The organism is Myxococcales bacterium, from assembly GCA_016720545.1.
Taxonomy (GTDB): Bacteria; Myxococcota_A; Polyangia; order Polyangiales; family Polyangiaceae; genus JAAFHV01.
In genome coordinates, this window is record JADKKK010000023.1 from 1 (window position 1) to 13373 (window position 13373).

Sequence of the window (13373 nt, forward strand, 5' to 3'; positions counted from 1 at the left end):
CGCTCCGAAGCTGGAGCGCGCGCTCGTCTCCTCAGCGCGCCTGCTGCGCCTGCTATACACATGGAGCGTGCCGAGCACAGACAAGCAAGCGCCGCCTCCGTGCTGAAGTCCGCGCCCGAGCCGTCGGACGCCGACGGGAAGGATCGCCCGCCGTGGCACTGGGTCCGCTTCAGCGGTCGGCATCTTCGGCGCGTGGCTCCCGCTCATGGCGGTCGCCCAGAAAGCTCTCCGACGCGCTCATCCTCCGCGCGGTGGGCCACGTCGGCAGCGCCGAAGAGGCGGCGCGCTCCCTGGCGAACGCGTCTGCCCAGGATCGCCTGCGCGTCGGGCTGATGCTCGCCATCCCGCACGGGCTCGCGCTCGCCATCGCCGCCGTGGCCGGAGGCTTCCTCGTGGGCCGTTTCGGCAAGGGCCTCGGCCTCGCGAGGGCCACGATCGCCGGCGTCGCCTTTGGGGATCGTCATCGGCGGGCTCACGTTCGGCGTCGTGGGCGTGTCGGGCTTCTTGGCGCCGCTCGCCCTGGCCACTCCGTTCGCCGCCGCCGGCGGCGCGCTCGGTCGGCGCAGGGCGCGCCGCGACGGCGCCTCCGCGCCTACTTGATCGGCTCGAGCTTCTTCTGACCGTAGGTGGCCCGCAGGTAGCTGCGCAGGGAGAACGCCTCGCGGCCGTACTTGTCGACGGTGCCGTCGGGCCAGCGAATCTCGAGGGTGGCGGCGTTGCGCCCGGCCGCGCAGGCCGGGACCCCGCCGAGGCCGAAGAGCAGCGTGCTGCCGTCGATGCTGTCGTAGGTGCCTCGGCTCGACTCTTCTCGCGCACGATCACGCGGTCTCCCACCCGGACTGTGACCTTCGTGCCGAACGCGTCGCCGTGCACCTTCGCGCCGTCGCCGCGGACCTGGAGCGCGAGCCACGTGTTGTCTTGGCCGAGGGTGTTCTCGAAGAGGAGGTTCGCGCGGCCGCCCCCTTGATCGCGCGCGCCGAAGAGCAGATCGGGATCGCCGTCGTGGTCGATGTCGGCCCAGGCGAGGTTCTGGCCGGCCTTGCCGCGCTTGCCGCCGGGGCCGTGTCGTTCACTCCCGACGTGAGGCCGAGGCTCGTGAACGCGCCGTCCGCGCCCTGATGAAAGAGCCCGAAATAGCCCTTCTGCTGCGGATCGGAGAAGCTCGCCTCGTATTTGTCGGTCCGCGTGACCGAGAGATCGAGCCGACCGTCGTTGTCGAAGTCGACGGTCGCCGCGTCGATGTCGCCCTCGTTGTAAGGGAGCCCACGCGAGAGAAACTCGTTGGCGAACGCGAAGCCCGCGTCTTTCCCCTTGTTGACGAGCAGCTGGCTCGGATCGCTCCAGAGCCGGCTCTCGTCGGCACCGTCGGCGTGGCTGATGGTGGCGAGCCACACGTCCGGGAGCCCGTCGCCGGTGATGTCGGCGCAGTCGATGCCGAAGCCGTTGCTCCCCACGATCTTGTCGGGCGTGACGGGCTGCGGGTCCTTCCCGTTACCGGTGCGCGGGTTGTAGTAGTTGCCAGTCGCCAGCGCCGCGAATCCGCGCTCCGTCGCGACGTTCGTGAACGCGCCCTTGCCGTCGTTCTCCCAGAGCTGATTCCACCCGTAGCGGACGCTCACCCCGTAGGTCGACACGAAGACGTCGAGGTCCCCGTCGTCGTCGTAGTCGCAGGCCACGAGCCCGTCGGTCGGCTGGGCCGGCACGCCCGGGAGGCGCTCGCCCGTCACGTCGGTGAAGGTGCCGTCGCCCTTGCCGAGCAGGAGCGCGTTCTTCGCCGAGTAGCTCGTGTGACCATTGCCGAGGAAGAGGTCGACCTTCCCGTCGCTGTCGAAGTCGGCGAACACCGCGTTCGCCACGTATTTCACGCGCTCGACGCCGCTCCCGGCCTTGGGCGTGAAGTGCCCTTTTCCGTCGTTCAACAGCACCACGCTCGTCTGCCCGGCGAGGTCGATGTCGAGGCCCGCGAAGCAGTCTTGGTCACCGTCGTTGTCGACGTCGGCGAACGCGAGGAAGCCCGCCTGCACTCCCCGCAGGCCCGACGACTCGGAGATGTCCTCGAACGTGCCGTCGTGCTTGTTGCGAAAGACCAGGTGCTCGAACGGGATGCCCTTCTGCGGGTTCGGGAAGAGCGAGTGCATGACCGCGTCGTCCCAACCGTCACCGTCGACGTCGACCAAAGCGAGGCGGCTGTGGTCGTTGATGGGGATGGGCGTCGCGGGGGTGGGCACGAAGTTGCCCTTCTGGATGCCGCTCTTCTCCGAGATGTCTTTCAGGTAGTCCTGCGCGGGCGCGACGAGCGCGCGGGTCGCGCACTCGGTGCCCTCGGGCGTCACGACCGCGGGTCCCCCGTCGTCGGTGGTGCTGCCGCCGCCCCCGGGGGTCGTCGCAGCGCTGCACCCTGCCGGGAGGGCGAGGACGAGCGGGAGCAGCGGCAGCGCCGCGGCGACGAAGAAGCGGGGACCCGACATGTGGCGAAGGAGAGACATCGACGCCAGGTGTGACCGGGATCCGTGCGACATGCACGTCTCAATTTGCGCTCACGGCCGCTCCTGGGCGGCGGTCACACCCTCGGCGAGTCGAGGGTGAACGTGTCGGCCCAGTCGGCTCGCACCTGGCCGCTCGCGTCCTTCAGCCACCGCATGCACAGGCGTTGGGGGACGCGAATGGTCGACGGAGCCTTGTAGGTGCCGAACACGTGATACCAGAGCGAGGTGGTGACGCCGTGGTTGAAGCGCGCGTCGACGAAGTGGTGCGTGAAGTGGTGCCGACGCGCCCAGCGCGCGTAGGGCCCCACGCCGCCGGTCACGTGCTCGAGCCTATGGAGCACCTCATACGCCCCGTAGAAGGCGAGCAGCCCACTGTGTACGCGAGGCCAATCGCGGAGCCCGCGATCGCCACCGCGGGGACGGCGACCACCGAGCCCGCCGCGGCGCCAGCGCACAGCTTCTTCCACGTGGGGGCGAAGTAGTCGCCCTGGCTGTGGTGGCGAATGTGCTCGACCGCGAACGGGTTCTTGCGGAACCGCTTGTCGTGCCCGAGCCAGCGGTGGATGACGTACTCGAGGAAGGTCCACGTGAGCGCCCCCGAGAGCGCCGCGACGAAGGCCCACACCACCGACTTGCCAAGCTCGCTCATCGTCGTGACTCCCCAGTGTTCGCTGTTCTTCGTGCCTTCGAGGCCGCGCGTCCGGCGGAAGATGCTCTTTCAGGTCGAGCACGTCGAGGAGCTGGCCGCGTCGGCCGCGTCGGGCGAAGCGCCCCACCCCACGAGCAGCGCGCGCACGCCCGAGAGCAAGAGCCGCTCGGTGTCGATCGCGCCGGCCGCCCGGCTCGCCTGCTTCTCCATCTGCAGGACGCCCTGCGCCAAGCCGAACAGGCAGAGCGTGCGCTCGACGTGATCGCCCGCGGCGAGCTCGCCCGCCTCGCTCGCCGCCGCGAGCGCGACGCTCACGCCCTGGAACGTCGCCATCATGCTCGCCATGATCGGCTCGGCGGCGCCGTCGTCCTCCACGAGGACCCGCGGATCGGCGAGGGTGGTGGCGAGCAGGCCAAAGCGCTCGGGGGTGGCCCGCGCGAACTCACGGTAGGAGCGCGCGTAAGCGAAGACCACGGCGAGCGGCGACGCGTCCCGGGAGAGGCGCGCCCGGCCGCGCTCGAGGTGAGCGCGGGCGTCCGCCAGGGCCTGCAGCACGAGCTGCGCGTAGAGCGCGTCCTTCGAGCCGAAGTAGCGGTACAGCGCGCCCGGCGTGTAGTCGACCGCGGCCGCGAGCTTGTGGATAGAGAGCCCCGCGAAGCCCTCGCGCTCGACCATGCCCATGGCCGCGTCGAGGATGCGCCGCTGGTTGTCGCCGTGGCGACGCGCTCGCGGGGTGCTCGGCATTTCGTAAACCATGGTCATTTAGTAAATGACGTTCACGCTTTCGTCAAGGGCGCTCGTGCACGGTCCTCGTCGGGCTCCCAAATTGGGCGTCCTGGGCGGGGCTGGAGGGCGCGGGAGGGTCGGCGCGAGGCCGCGCTCAGTCGTCGTCGACGCCGTTCTCGCCGAGGGTCTCCCACTCCATGCGCGCGAGCGGCACGCTGTCGGCGTACACGGCCATGGGCGCCACGGCCCGCACCACGTCTTTGACCTGCACCGGGAGGCCGTCGATCACCATCGGGCCTCGGGCGTAGCCGGCGAGCTCGAGCGCCGTCTCGAGCAGCGACTTGGTGACGGGCGGCTCCTCTTGGATCGGCGCGTCCTCCGGGAGGTTCGCGGCCTTGCGCGCGTGCTCGAGCGCGTGGCGGAGGCCCCATCTCGTCGACGAGCTTCTTGTCGAGCGCCTGCCCCGCCCACACGCGCCCTTGCCCGACGGCGTCCACCTGCTCGCGCGTGAGCTTGCGACCCTGCGAGACGCGGTCGACGAACACGTCGTAGAACTGCCCCACTTTGCGATCGAGCTCCGTGCGCTCGTCGGGGGTGAAGCCGCGGAAGAACGACTCGGCGTCGGCGCGCGGCGTGGTCTTTCGCACCTCGACGTTCACGCCGAGCTTGGCGAGCAGGCCGCTCACGTCGGCCTTGCCGTAGAAGATGCCGATGCTCCCGGTCACCGTGAGCGGCAACGCGTAGATCTTCGTGCCGGCCGCCGCGACGTAGTACCCACCGCTCGCGGCGATGGAGCCCATCGACACGATGAGCGGCTTCTTCTGCGCGAGGAGCCGCAGCTCTCGCCACATGACGTCGGCCGCGAGCGAAGAGCCGCCGGGCGTCTCGACGCGCAGCACCACGGCGCGCACGCTCGAGTCCTCGCGGAGGCGCTTGGCGCTCTCGGCGATGGTGTAGCTGCCGCAGAGCTTCATGCCGAGCAGCGGCACCGTGCTCGAGCGGCCGTCGATCATGTCGCCGTCGACGTAGAGCAGGCCGACCTTGTTCCGCTGGCCGAAGCGGAGCGGCGCGACCGCCTCTTCGACGTATTTCTCGACGGCGACCTTGCGGCCGACGACGTCCTGCGTGACCCGGTCGAGCTCGTCGTCGAAGGCGAGCGTGTCGACGAGCTTCGCGTCGCGCGCCTCGACGGCGACGAACGGCCCCTTGCGCGTGACCTCGCGGATCTGCGCCTCCGGCATGTGCCTGTAGAGCGACATGTTCCGGACGAACACGGCCTCGTTGTTGCGGAGCAGGTCCTCCTGGTCGGCGCGCGCCACGTCGCTCGCCGAGCGGTTCATGAGCTGCTCGGGCGCGGACTTGTGCGCGCCGATGCGGACGAACTCGGCCTTCACGCCGATCTTGTCGAGGAGCCCGGCGAGGTAGATGTGCGTGCTCTTGAGCCCGGAGTAGCGCACGCCGCCCGCCGGGTTCAGCACGACGCGGTCGGCGCTCGCGCACGCGAAGAGGCCCTTCGGTCCCGCGGTCTCGAAGCTGCACACGACCTTCTTGCCGCGCGCGCGGAGGAGGCGGAACGCGTCGGCGAGCTCTTCGGCGTGGGCGAACGACGTGGCGGGCTCGTCCCGGAGGAGCAGCGTGACGGCCTCGATGTCCGCGCGCTCCGAGAGCCGCCAAAGGCGCCGGAGCAGGCGCACGTGGCTGCGGGTGCCGGGGGTCGCCTCGAGGCGCAACGTCACGGCGTGACCGCTCCGCGGGATGCTCGCGGGGCTGTCGAAGTCGGCGAGCCCGGCGGTGAGGTACTGGCCGGTGTCGGTGGTCCTGCCGAGGGCGTTGCCGACGATGGCGCCGCCGCCGAGCGACGCGCCGCGCAGGTTGAGCTCGAGGCCGAGCGTCGCGAGGTAGGCCGGATCGCTCTGGCTCAGGTTGCCCACCTCCACGTCGCCGCGCGCGCGACCCACGCCGGGGATGTCGACCCCCAGCACCGCGCGGGGCCGCGCCTGGTCGGCGCCGTCGTAGTAGCGCACCTCGGCGCCGATCTCGAACGCGCGCGTGCCCGTGGGGCGGAAGGACGCGGCGGCCACGTACTGGCGATCGAGCACCGGCAGGAGCGTTCGCGACGTGCCGGTCTGCAGGGGGAAGCTCGCCGGCCCGTTGAAGTCGTGCGCGACGAGGCCGAACGCGAGGCGAGGGCTGGGTCGGTACGAGACTCCGGCGCTCAGCGCGACGATGCCACCCACGTTGCGGTTCGGCGAGAACGAGGTCTGGAGGGTGGCGCCGAAGGAGAGCGAGCGCGACACGCTGTAGCCGAGGCCCCACGTGAGCCACACGTAGTCTTGCCCGAAATAAGGCCCACCCGCGGTGCTCGGCGGAGAGATGTAGTCTACACGGAAACCCGCCCCGAGGCCCCACATGACGGGCGTGGAGAGATCGAACGAGTGGCCACACGCGACCCGCTGCGTGTCGGTGCAGCGCACGCCGGTCCAGCGGAGCTCTTTCCCGGTGAGGAACCCCAGGTTCGCGGGGTTCAGCACCAGGGCCTCGCCGGAGTCCTCGCTCGCGGCGCTGCGGCCCGGGGAGAACACGCGCTCGCCTCTCGCGGGGAACGGCTCGGCGTGCGCGAGGCCGGTCGACGCGACGAGCGCGAGCTGGGCGCCCGCGGCCAGGGCCACGAGGCGTGACCTGCGTGACGTGCGGGACCTGCCAGACGTGCGTGGGGAGCGTGACTTCAGGGTTGGGCGCTTCACGAGACTCCTTGCCGGCGTGCGGCGTGCGGGCGATTCAGCCGAGCGTGGCCAGCTCGCGCAGCGCCGCCGCCTCGGCCTCGAAGGTCTTCTTCACGAGCTCAGGAGAAGACAGGCTTCTCGGCGACGCCCCGGGCGAGCGACACGTTGAGGTCGAGCGTGCCTCGCACGGTGCGGCGCGTGCGCCCGGTCTCCAGCGGCTCGAGGAGGTAGCTGCCGCTCGACGCGAAGTACTTCTGCCACTCGGGCTTCACGTTCGCCTTCAAGCGCCACGAGGCGGCGTGCCGGCGAATGTCGTACGGTGGTCTCTTCCCACGCGCACATCTCCGGGGTGACGTACTTCTGAGCGAACGCGGGATCTTCACGTTGGCGCGGAACGACCACACGCGCTCGAGGCGATCGACGTCGACCTTGTGCGTGAGCTGCGTGAGGGCCTCGATGTGCGGCAGGCGGGCCGAGAGCTTCGCCCCGAGGTCGGGCGAGAGGAACGCGAGCTCGAGCGCATCGAGAGGGATGTCGAACTCGTGGGTTATCTCGAACTGCACGTCATTCCTTGCGCTTTCGTGGCGGGTCGCAGCGGCGTGCACCTGCCACCGTGGTTACAACATACCCCGAGCGCGCGCGACTTCCTGGATTTCGGAGCGGCGGCGCGCGAGCTCGTCGTGATCCTTCACGGGCAGAAAGCGCGAAGCAGCGCCGTCGCGCGGCACGACCACGTAGCCCGCGTCGAGGGCGGAGGTGAGCTCCTGGAGGAGCCTCTCGAACTGGATGGCGACGCGCCCCTGCACCTTCTTCTCGACGGCGAAGTAGGTCCACGGGATGTTCGCGGTCGCGAGGGCCTCGGCCGACACGAGGAAGGTGTTCGTATTGAAGACGGGCACCGAGGCGCCGTCGAAGCCCGCCGGCAGGCGGAACTCCTCGACCACCTGCAGCTTGCCGTGCGCGTGCACGGGGACGCCGCCGCGATCGCCGGGGGCCTTCTGGCAGACCTCCACCATCACCTGCTTCTTCGACTCGAGGAAGCGCCCGAGCACGACCGGATCGATCGACGCGCCGAGGTTGTCGAGGTTCGCGATCCACACGGTCTTCGGGCCCTCGCCGCCGCGCGCGAGGAACTGGTCGAGCAGCGGCGTGCGCCGTAGCGCGTCGACGAGATCGCCGTGGCCGGTCGCGTACGCGCTGGGATCGCCGTCGTCCTGGCGAAACAGGCCACCCTCGGGCGCGAGGCGGAGGCCCAGGTCCTGGGTGAACTGGTGGACGTGATCGGGGGCGCTGCGCGCGCGGAGCGCCTCGCGAATGCCGCCGTCGGTGGCCTCGCTCGTCATGAGCCAAAGTGGGATCGGCGCCTTGGCCTTCGCGCCGGCGCTCGCGTTCTCCGCGAGCCGCAGGTCGAGGAACGTGCGGCCGTCGAAGGCCTCGACGAGCGCCTTCACGACGCCGCCCATGCGGGTCGCCATGCCGCCGGCGAGGACGCAGAACGCGAGCTCGCCTCGGTCGATCGCCGCTCGCCCGAGGGCGCCGAGGCGCTCCGCCTCGGCGCTGCCGGCCTCGGGCAACGACAGGAGCTCCGCGTCGCGCGGCGGGGTCACGTCGCCGGTCAGGCGGTTCTTCGCGAAGAGGGCGGCCTTGTCGGCGAGGCCGGCGGCGAGCTCGACGAGGCGGGCGTCGCGGAAGCCCGCCGCGTCGAGGCGGGCCCTGAGCTGCGGGTCGAGCCCCGCGAGGTCAGACGCGAGATCGGACACGAGAGCGGCTGCGGTCATGGGCGCAGTGTCGCGCCATTTTCGCGGCGGAGGTGAGAAAAGAGGTGCGAGAAGAGGTGCGAGAAGAGGTGCGAGAAGAGGTGCGAGAAGAGGCGACAAATGTGACGCAGGGTTGGCGCGACGGCCCGGGAAGGTGTTCACTCGTAGGGCGTAGAATCAGGGACGGAGCAGGGAGATGGGCATCACGCACCGCACGCACCGCACGCACCGCACGCACCGCACGCACCGCACGCACCGCACGCACCACAACGCGATCGCCCCGCATCGCGCGGCGTCGTGGCTCCGCTTCACGGTCGCGGGCGCGTTTGCCCTTGTGGCGATGCCCGCGTGTGTGGCGACCGCGCCGTCCGCGCCCGCGCGCGGCGTGGTGGTGAGCGGGCCCCCGCCCGCGCCGCTCGACGAGCCCCGCCCCGCGCCGCCGCCCAGTCGCACTCGCACCGCGTGGGTCGGTGGCTACTGGCACTGGACGGGCATGCACTATGCATGGATTCCGGGCCACTGGGACGCCGCGCCGCCGGGCGCGAGCTGGGTCGCGCCGCGCTATTTCCAAGAGGGCGGCCAGTACCTCTACGAGGGCGGCGGGTGGTCGCGCGGGCGGCGCCGCGGGCGCGACCGGTGAATCGTCGCGCCCGACAGATCGGGCGGGGCAAGTAGTCATCCACCTTGACCAAACGGGGTCGCTCGCGTGGACCCGCTTCGGCTGGGCTCGCAGCGCACGATTGACGCCGCGCGCGCGCCGCTGTAACCCGTCGGAACGTAACCGCTTGCGCCCGTAGCTCAGCTGGATAGAGCGTCGGCCTTCGAAGCCGAATGTCGTGTGTTCGAATCACACCGGGCGTGCTGCTTTTTATAGGGGCTCGTGAGGGTGGGGTCTTCGGCGTGACACTTCCGCGAAGTGTCACGAAACGCGGCGTCGGCCTGCATCGCGACCGCCTGGATCGCGTCGGGTGCGAGCCGGGCGTAACGCTGGGTGGTGCGGATGTCTCGGTGGCCGAGTACCCTTTGTACGTCCTCCACGGACCAGCGCATGCCATCCCACCCTGAGACCATCGTTGACGCCGCGGTGTGGCGTAGCAGGTGCCACCACACGCGGCGGCCGAGGCGCGGAACCACCCCGTAGGCGCGCACGACGTCGGGCCACGAGCGTGGCCAGCGTTGCCGCACGGCGCCTCGCTCCGACGGGAACACGAGGCCGTGAGGGTTCCGGGAGGCGTAGACGTCGAGGCCGTCAAGCCATGCCCGTACCGCGTCGAGCGCGAGCCCCCACAACGGCACGCGGCGCGCGTTCTGCTCGCCGCGGCGGCCCTTGGGTGACCGGAAGCGCTCGGCGTCGCGGTCGTAGCTCCCGAACCGCACGACCACGTGAGGCTCCTCGTCGTCGCCGATGTGGAGATCGTCGAGGTGCAGGCAACACAGCTCGCCCAAGCGGAGCCCGGTTCCGAGGACGGGATCGACGCGGGGTGGTGGTCCGAACCCGCCGCCCGCACCGAGGCGGCCTGACTCCAGAGGCCGCGGCGCGCCTTCGAAGCGCCGACAGGTCGCGGTGCACGATTCCCTCGGGCGCGGCCGCTCACTCGGCCCCACCGTTTTTCTCGACGTTTTCGCTCGGCCCCGAGCAGAAACACGGGGGTTTTGGGGTGGGCGCGGCGAAACCGGCGCCGCCGGTCGTTCGCGTCGAAAAGCAACCGAGGTCATGACGGCCGGGGTTGGCGCGCAACTTACCGCTCGCGGCAAGAACCTCCCACGTCGCCCGCTCCGGCCTCCGCGCGCACGGGGCGACCATCGGGCCGCCCGAGGCCGGCGGGCGCGTCGTGGGTCAACGTCGGGGCGGTGCACGGTCATGACGGCCGTTCAGCTCGGCAGGTCGCCTTCACCCGCTCGTCGTGGCAGACTGGAGGGATGAGCCCGACCATCGCCGAATTCCTTGCCGTCATCGCGGCGGCTCCCCGAGAGGAAGAGACCGAATGGGAGCGCGCGGCGCTTGCGGAGGTTGACCCCACTGCGCCCGGCATCCCTCACGCGGAGATCGTGCGCAAGCTCGAAGAGCGGCGCCGTGCGGAGTCTGCCGCGGAGTGAGTCTCACCGTTGTCTGGTACCCTCCCGCCGAGCACGACCTTCTCGCGCTCCACTGGCGTACCAGCGGCTCGCGCATCTCCGAGGCGGTGTACCACTTCGCGCGCACAACGAAGGGTGACCTCCGCGTCGTCCGTGGCGACGTCTCGGCGCCCTCCGGCTGTACGTGGCATCGTACGTGGTCCGGATGTCGCTGAACACGACCACGGGCACCCTCTACGTCTGGCGCGTGCTCCGGTCGCGGTAGGCTACAGGCCGCTCGTCGGGGGCGTCCTGAACCTCGAGAGCATCCCGCACGAGCACGAGCGCCTCGACACACTTCCGCAGGGCTTCGGGTCTCCCATCTCGAGCGGCTTCTAGCGCTTTGGTGGCCAGTGTCAGCAAGGTGTCACGGCGCGAAGAAAGCTCGATAATACCCGCGTTTTCACCGGCCTTCGAAGCCGAATGTCGTAAGTTCGAATCTTACCGGGCGTGCCGCTTCTTCATGGGATTCCGCGCGAGGCCCTTCGCGACCACCTACAGGCCGCCCGCGCGGCACTGACACGTGGGGCTCGTCGTCCCGTCGCAACACTGCGTCCGGCCCGACTCGCACCCGCACACGCCCTGGTGATGCGAACAGCCCGTTGCCGCAGTTCCCAGGGGTCTGCTCGCTCGCCTTGCCTCGCCGGCCGGGGGGCGAGCGACCTGCAGGACCTGCTAGGGTGCGCGCGCCATGACCGCGTACCCCACCCTGCTCTCGCCCATCGATCTTGGCCCTCTGACGCTCAAGAACCGCGTCGTGATGGGCTCGATGCACACCGGCCTCGAGGACCGGTTCTTCAACTACGGGAAGCTCGCCGCTTACTTTGAAGAGCGGGCGCGCGGCGGCGTCGGGCTCATCATCACCGGCGGTATCTCCCCGAACCGCCAGGGGTGGCTCTTGCCGTTCGGCGGCACGCTGAACCGCCGCGCCGACGTGTACTTCCACCGCAAGGTGACGAGCGCCGTGCACGCGCACGGCGGCAAGATCGCCATGCAGATCCTCCACGCGGGGCGCTACGGCTACCACCCGTTCGTCGTGTCGTCGTCGGCGAAGAAGTCGCCCATCTCGCCGTTCAAGCCGCGGGCGATGATGCGCTTCGAGATCAAAGCCACCGTGCGTGACTACGCGCGGTGCGCGCGCCTCGCCAAGCTCGCGGGGTACGACGGCGTCGAGATCATGGGCTCCGAGGGGTATCTGCTGAGCCAGTTCTCCTGCCCGCGCGTCAACGAGCGCACCGACGAGTACGGCGGCCCGGTGGAGAACCGCATGCGCCTCCCGGTCGAGGTCGTGCGGGCCGTGCGCGAGGCCACGGGCCCCGACTTTCTCATCGTGTACCGCATGTCGCTCCTCGATCTGGTGCCGGGCGGCAACGCGTGGCCCGACATCGTCACCATCGCCAAGGCGGTCTCGGCGGCGGGCGCCGACGTCCTCAACACGGGTATCGGCTGGCACGAGGCGCGGATCCCCACCATCGCCACGCAGGTGCCTCGCGCGGCGTTCCGCGCGCTCACCGCGAAGATGCGCGCCGAGCTCGACATCCCGGTCATCGCGTCGAACCGCATCAACACCCCGGAGGACGCCGAGGACCTCCTGGCGGCGGGCGACGCCGATCTCGTCTCGATGGCTCGGCCGCTGCTCGCCGACGCTGACTTCGTGAACAAGGCGGCGGCGGGCGAGCCCGAGGCCATCAACACGTGCATCGCGTGCAACCAGGGCTGCCTCGACCTCACCTTCCAAGGCAAGCGCGCCACCTGCCTCGTGAACCCGCGCGGCGGCTACGAGACGGAGCTTGTCTACCTGCGCGCCAAGAACCCGAAGAAAATCGCGGTCGTGGGCGCGGGCATGGCCGGGCTCTCGGCCGCCACGGTGCTCGCGAAGCGAGGCCACGCGGTCACGCTCTTCGAGGCGGAGGGCTCCATCGGCGGCCAGTTCCGGCTCGCCGCGCGCGTGCCTGGCAAGGAGGAGTTCTCCGAGACGATTCGCTACTTCGAGACCGAGCTCAGGAAGACCGGCGTGGAGGTGCGCACCGGCACGCGCGCGACGCGCGCCGAGCTCGGGGGCTACGACGAGGTCGTCGTGGCCACGGGCGTCGTGCCGCGCGTTCCGCGGCTCGACGGCGTGAAGCACCCCAAGGTCGTGAGCTACCCCGATCTCCTCTCGGGCAAGGTCGAGGCGGGGCGGCGCGTGGCCGTGATCGGCGCCGGCGGCGTGGGCGTCGACGTGTGCGCCTACCTCCTCGAGAAGGGGCGCGCCTCGGTCACGCACTACGCCACGCAGTGGGGGATCGACCTCAGCGGAGAGGCGGTCGGCGGCCTCGCGAAGGCCGCGCCGCACGAGGCGCCGCGCGAGGTGTGGCTGCTCCAGCGGCGGGCCGGCGACAAGAAGATGGGGGCTGGCCCTGGCAAGACCACCGGCTGGGCCACCGCCTGCTCCTGAAGGCCTACGGCGTGCACATGCTGGCCGACGTCGAGTACGTCGCGATCGACGATCGCGGCCTCCACGTGAAGGTCGGCGGCGTGCCGCAGGTGCTCGACGTGGATCACGTGGTGCTCTGCGCGGGCCAGAGTCCGCGCGAGCTCGCGGGCTCTCTGCCTCCGAGGGCGAGCGCATCGGGCGGGCGAACGTGCACGTCATCGGCGGCGCGAAGCTCGCGGGGGAGCCTCGACGCGCGGCGCGCCATCCTGGAGGGCGCGCGGGTCGGCGCGGCGCTCTGAGACGCGGCCGAGCCGCCGGTGTACGACGCCGGGCTCCGGAGAGCGACCCCTGGCGGCACGCCCGCCAGCGCGAACGCCATGGGGCTCGCGCCGGGGCTCCACCGCGGGACCCTCCGCACGTTCGTCGCCGGGAGCCCACGCTACGTGGCCGGCGGTCGCTGATCGGAAGCGCGTTTTCCGCGCGGGCGCTCAAGCTCTGCCG

11 protein-coding genes, 2 tRNA genes and 2 pseudogenes are annotated in these 13373 nt (G+C 70.7%); 6 read left to right on the plus strand and 9 right to left on the minus strand.

The features are described 5' to 3' along the window. Positions 1 to 152 precede the first annotated feature (152 nt). The gene (locus IPQ09_25345) at positions 153 to 620 is read left to right on the plus strand and encodes a hypothetical protein (protein MBL0197488.1); all 468 of its coding nucleotides are present in this window, start codon (positions 153 to 155) and stop codon (positions 618 to 620) included. Here the strand turns inward: IPQ09_25345 and IPQ09_25350 are convergent. The 8 genes from IPQ09_25350 to IPQ09_25385 form a co-directional block, all read right to left on the minus strand. Beyond that, positions 593 to 910 (minus strand): ASPIC/UnbV domain-containing protein, encoded by a 318-nt coding sequence (locus IPQ09_25350; protein ID MBL0197489.1) that lies wholly within the window; start codon positions 908 to 910, stop codon positions 593 to 595. The genes IPQ09_25345 and IPQ09_25350 overlap by 28 nt on opposite strands. Further along, the gene (locus IPQ09_25355) at positions 819 to 2468 is read right to left on the minus strand and encodes a VCBS repeat-containing protein (protein ID MBL0197490.1); all 1650 of its coding nucleotides are present in this window, start codon (positions 2466 to 2468) and stop codon (positions 819 to 821) included. The genes IPQ09_25350 and IPQ09_25355 overlap by 92 nt, the downstream gene beginning before the upstream one ends. Positions 2469 to 2560: 92 nt before the next feature. Beyond that, positions 2561 to 2806: a hypothetical protein gene (locus tag IPQ09_25360; protein MBL0197491.1), complete on the minus strand. Its 246-nt coding sequence runs from the start codon at positions 2804 to 2806 to the stop codon at positions 2561 to 2563. Then, complete coding sequence (locus tag IPQ09_25365; protein MBL0197492.1) at positions 2803 to 3135, minus strand: hypothetical protein; 333 nt, start codon at positions 3133 to 3135, stop codon at positions 2803 to 2805. The genes IPQ09_25360 and IPQ09_25365 overlap by 4 nt, the downstream gene beginning before the upstream one ends. 69 nt (positions 3136 to 3204) lie before the next feature. Further along, positions 3205 to 3891, minus strand: coding sequence for a TetR/AcrR family transcriptional regulator (locus tag IPQ09_25370; GenBank protein ID MBL0197493.1), 687 nt, complete (start codon positions 3889 to 3891; stop codon positions 3205 to 3207). Between the two features lie 20 nt (positions 3892 to 3911). Further along, entirely contained in the window at positions 3912 to 6605 is a 2694-nt protein-coding gene (gene sppA, locus IPQ09_25375; GenBank protein ID MBL0197494.1) for a signal peptide peptidase SppA, read from the minus strand. 98 nt (positions 6606 to 6703) lie between these two features. Beyond that, a complete protein-coding gene (locus tag IPQ09_25380; protein MBL0197495.1) occupies positions 6704 to 7147 on the minus strand; it encodes a hypothetical protein in 444 nt (147 codons plus the stop codon). Between the two features lie 54 nt (positions 7148 to 7201). Then, complete coding sequence (locus IPQ09_25385; protein MBL0197496.1) at positions 7202 to 8344, minus strand: UTP--glucose-1-phosphate uridylyltransferase; 1143 nt, start codon at positions 8342 to 8344, stop codon at positions 7202 to 7204. Between the two features lie 193 nt (positions 8345 to 8537). Here IPQ09_25385 and IPQ09_25390 point away from each other — a divergent pair, with 193 nt between their 5' ends. Then, positions 8538 to 8981, plus strand: coding sequence for a YXWGXW repeat-containing protein (locus IPQ09_25390; protein ID MBL0197497.1), 444 nt, complete (start codon positions 8538 to 8540; stop codon positions 8979 to 8981). Positions 8982 to 9128: 147 nt separating this feature from the next. Continuing rightward, positions 9129 to 9202, plus strand: a tRNA-Arg gene (locus tag IPQ09_25395). 108 nt (positions 9203 to 9310) lie between these two features. Here the strand turns inward: IPQ09_25395 and IPQ09_25400 are convergent. Further along, a pseudogene (locus IPQ09_25400) lies at positions 9311 to 10204 on the minus strand (site-specific integrase). 57 nt (positions 10205 to 10261) lie between these two features. Here IPQ09_25400 and IPQ09_25405 point away from each other — a divergent pair. The 3 genes and pseudogenes from IPQ09_25405 to IPQ09_25415 all read left to right on the plus strand — a co-directional run bounded on the left by IPQ09_25405 (position 10262) and on the right by IPQ09_25415 (position 13171). After that, on the plus strand, positions 10262 to 10438 hold the full coding sequence (locus tag IPQ09_25405; GenBank protein MBL0197498.1) for a hypothetical protein: 177 nt from the start codon (positions 10262 to 10264) through the stop codon (positions 10436 to 10438). A gap of 390 nt (positions 10439 to 10828) precedes the next feature. Then, positions 10829 to 10909 (plus strand) — tRNA-Arg (locus tag IPQ09_25410). A 238-nt stretch (positions 10910 to 11147) separates the two neighbouring features. Next, positions 11148 to 13171, plus strand: a pseudogene (locus tag IPQ09_25415) (FAD-dependent oxidoreductase). The last annotated feature ends 202 nt before the right edge of the window (positions 13172 to 13373 follow it).

Bases quoted from the DNA above. Each gene is read 5' to 3' on its own strand.
- IPQ09_25365 (MBL0197492.1), bottom strand. From the start codon at position 3,135: ATGAGCGAGCTTGGCAAGTCGGTGGTGTGGGCCTTCGTCGCGGCGCTC.
- IPQ09_25405 (MBL0197498.1), top strand. From the start codon at position 10,262: ATGAGCCCGACCATCGCCGAATTCCTTGCCGTCATCGCGGCGGCTCCC.
- IPQ09_25390 (MBL0197497.1), top strand. From the start codon at position 8,538: ATGGGCATCACGCACCGCACGCACCGCACGCACCGCACGCACCGCACG.
- IPQ09_25370 (MBL0197493.1), bottom strand. From the start codon at position 3,891: ATGGTTTACGAAATGCCGAGCACCCCGCGAGCGCGTCGCCACGGCGAC.
- IPQ09_25355 (MBL0197490.1), bottom strand. From the start codon at position 2,468: ATGTCGGGTCCCCGCTTCTTCGTCGCCGCGGCGCTGCCGCTGCTCCCG.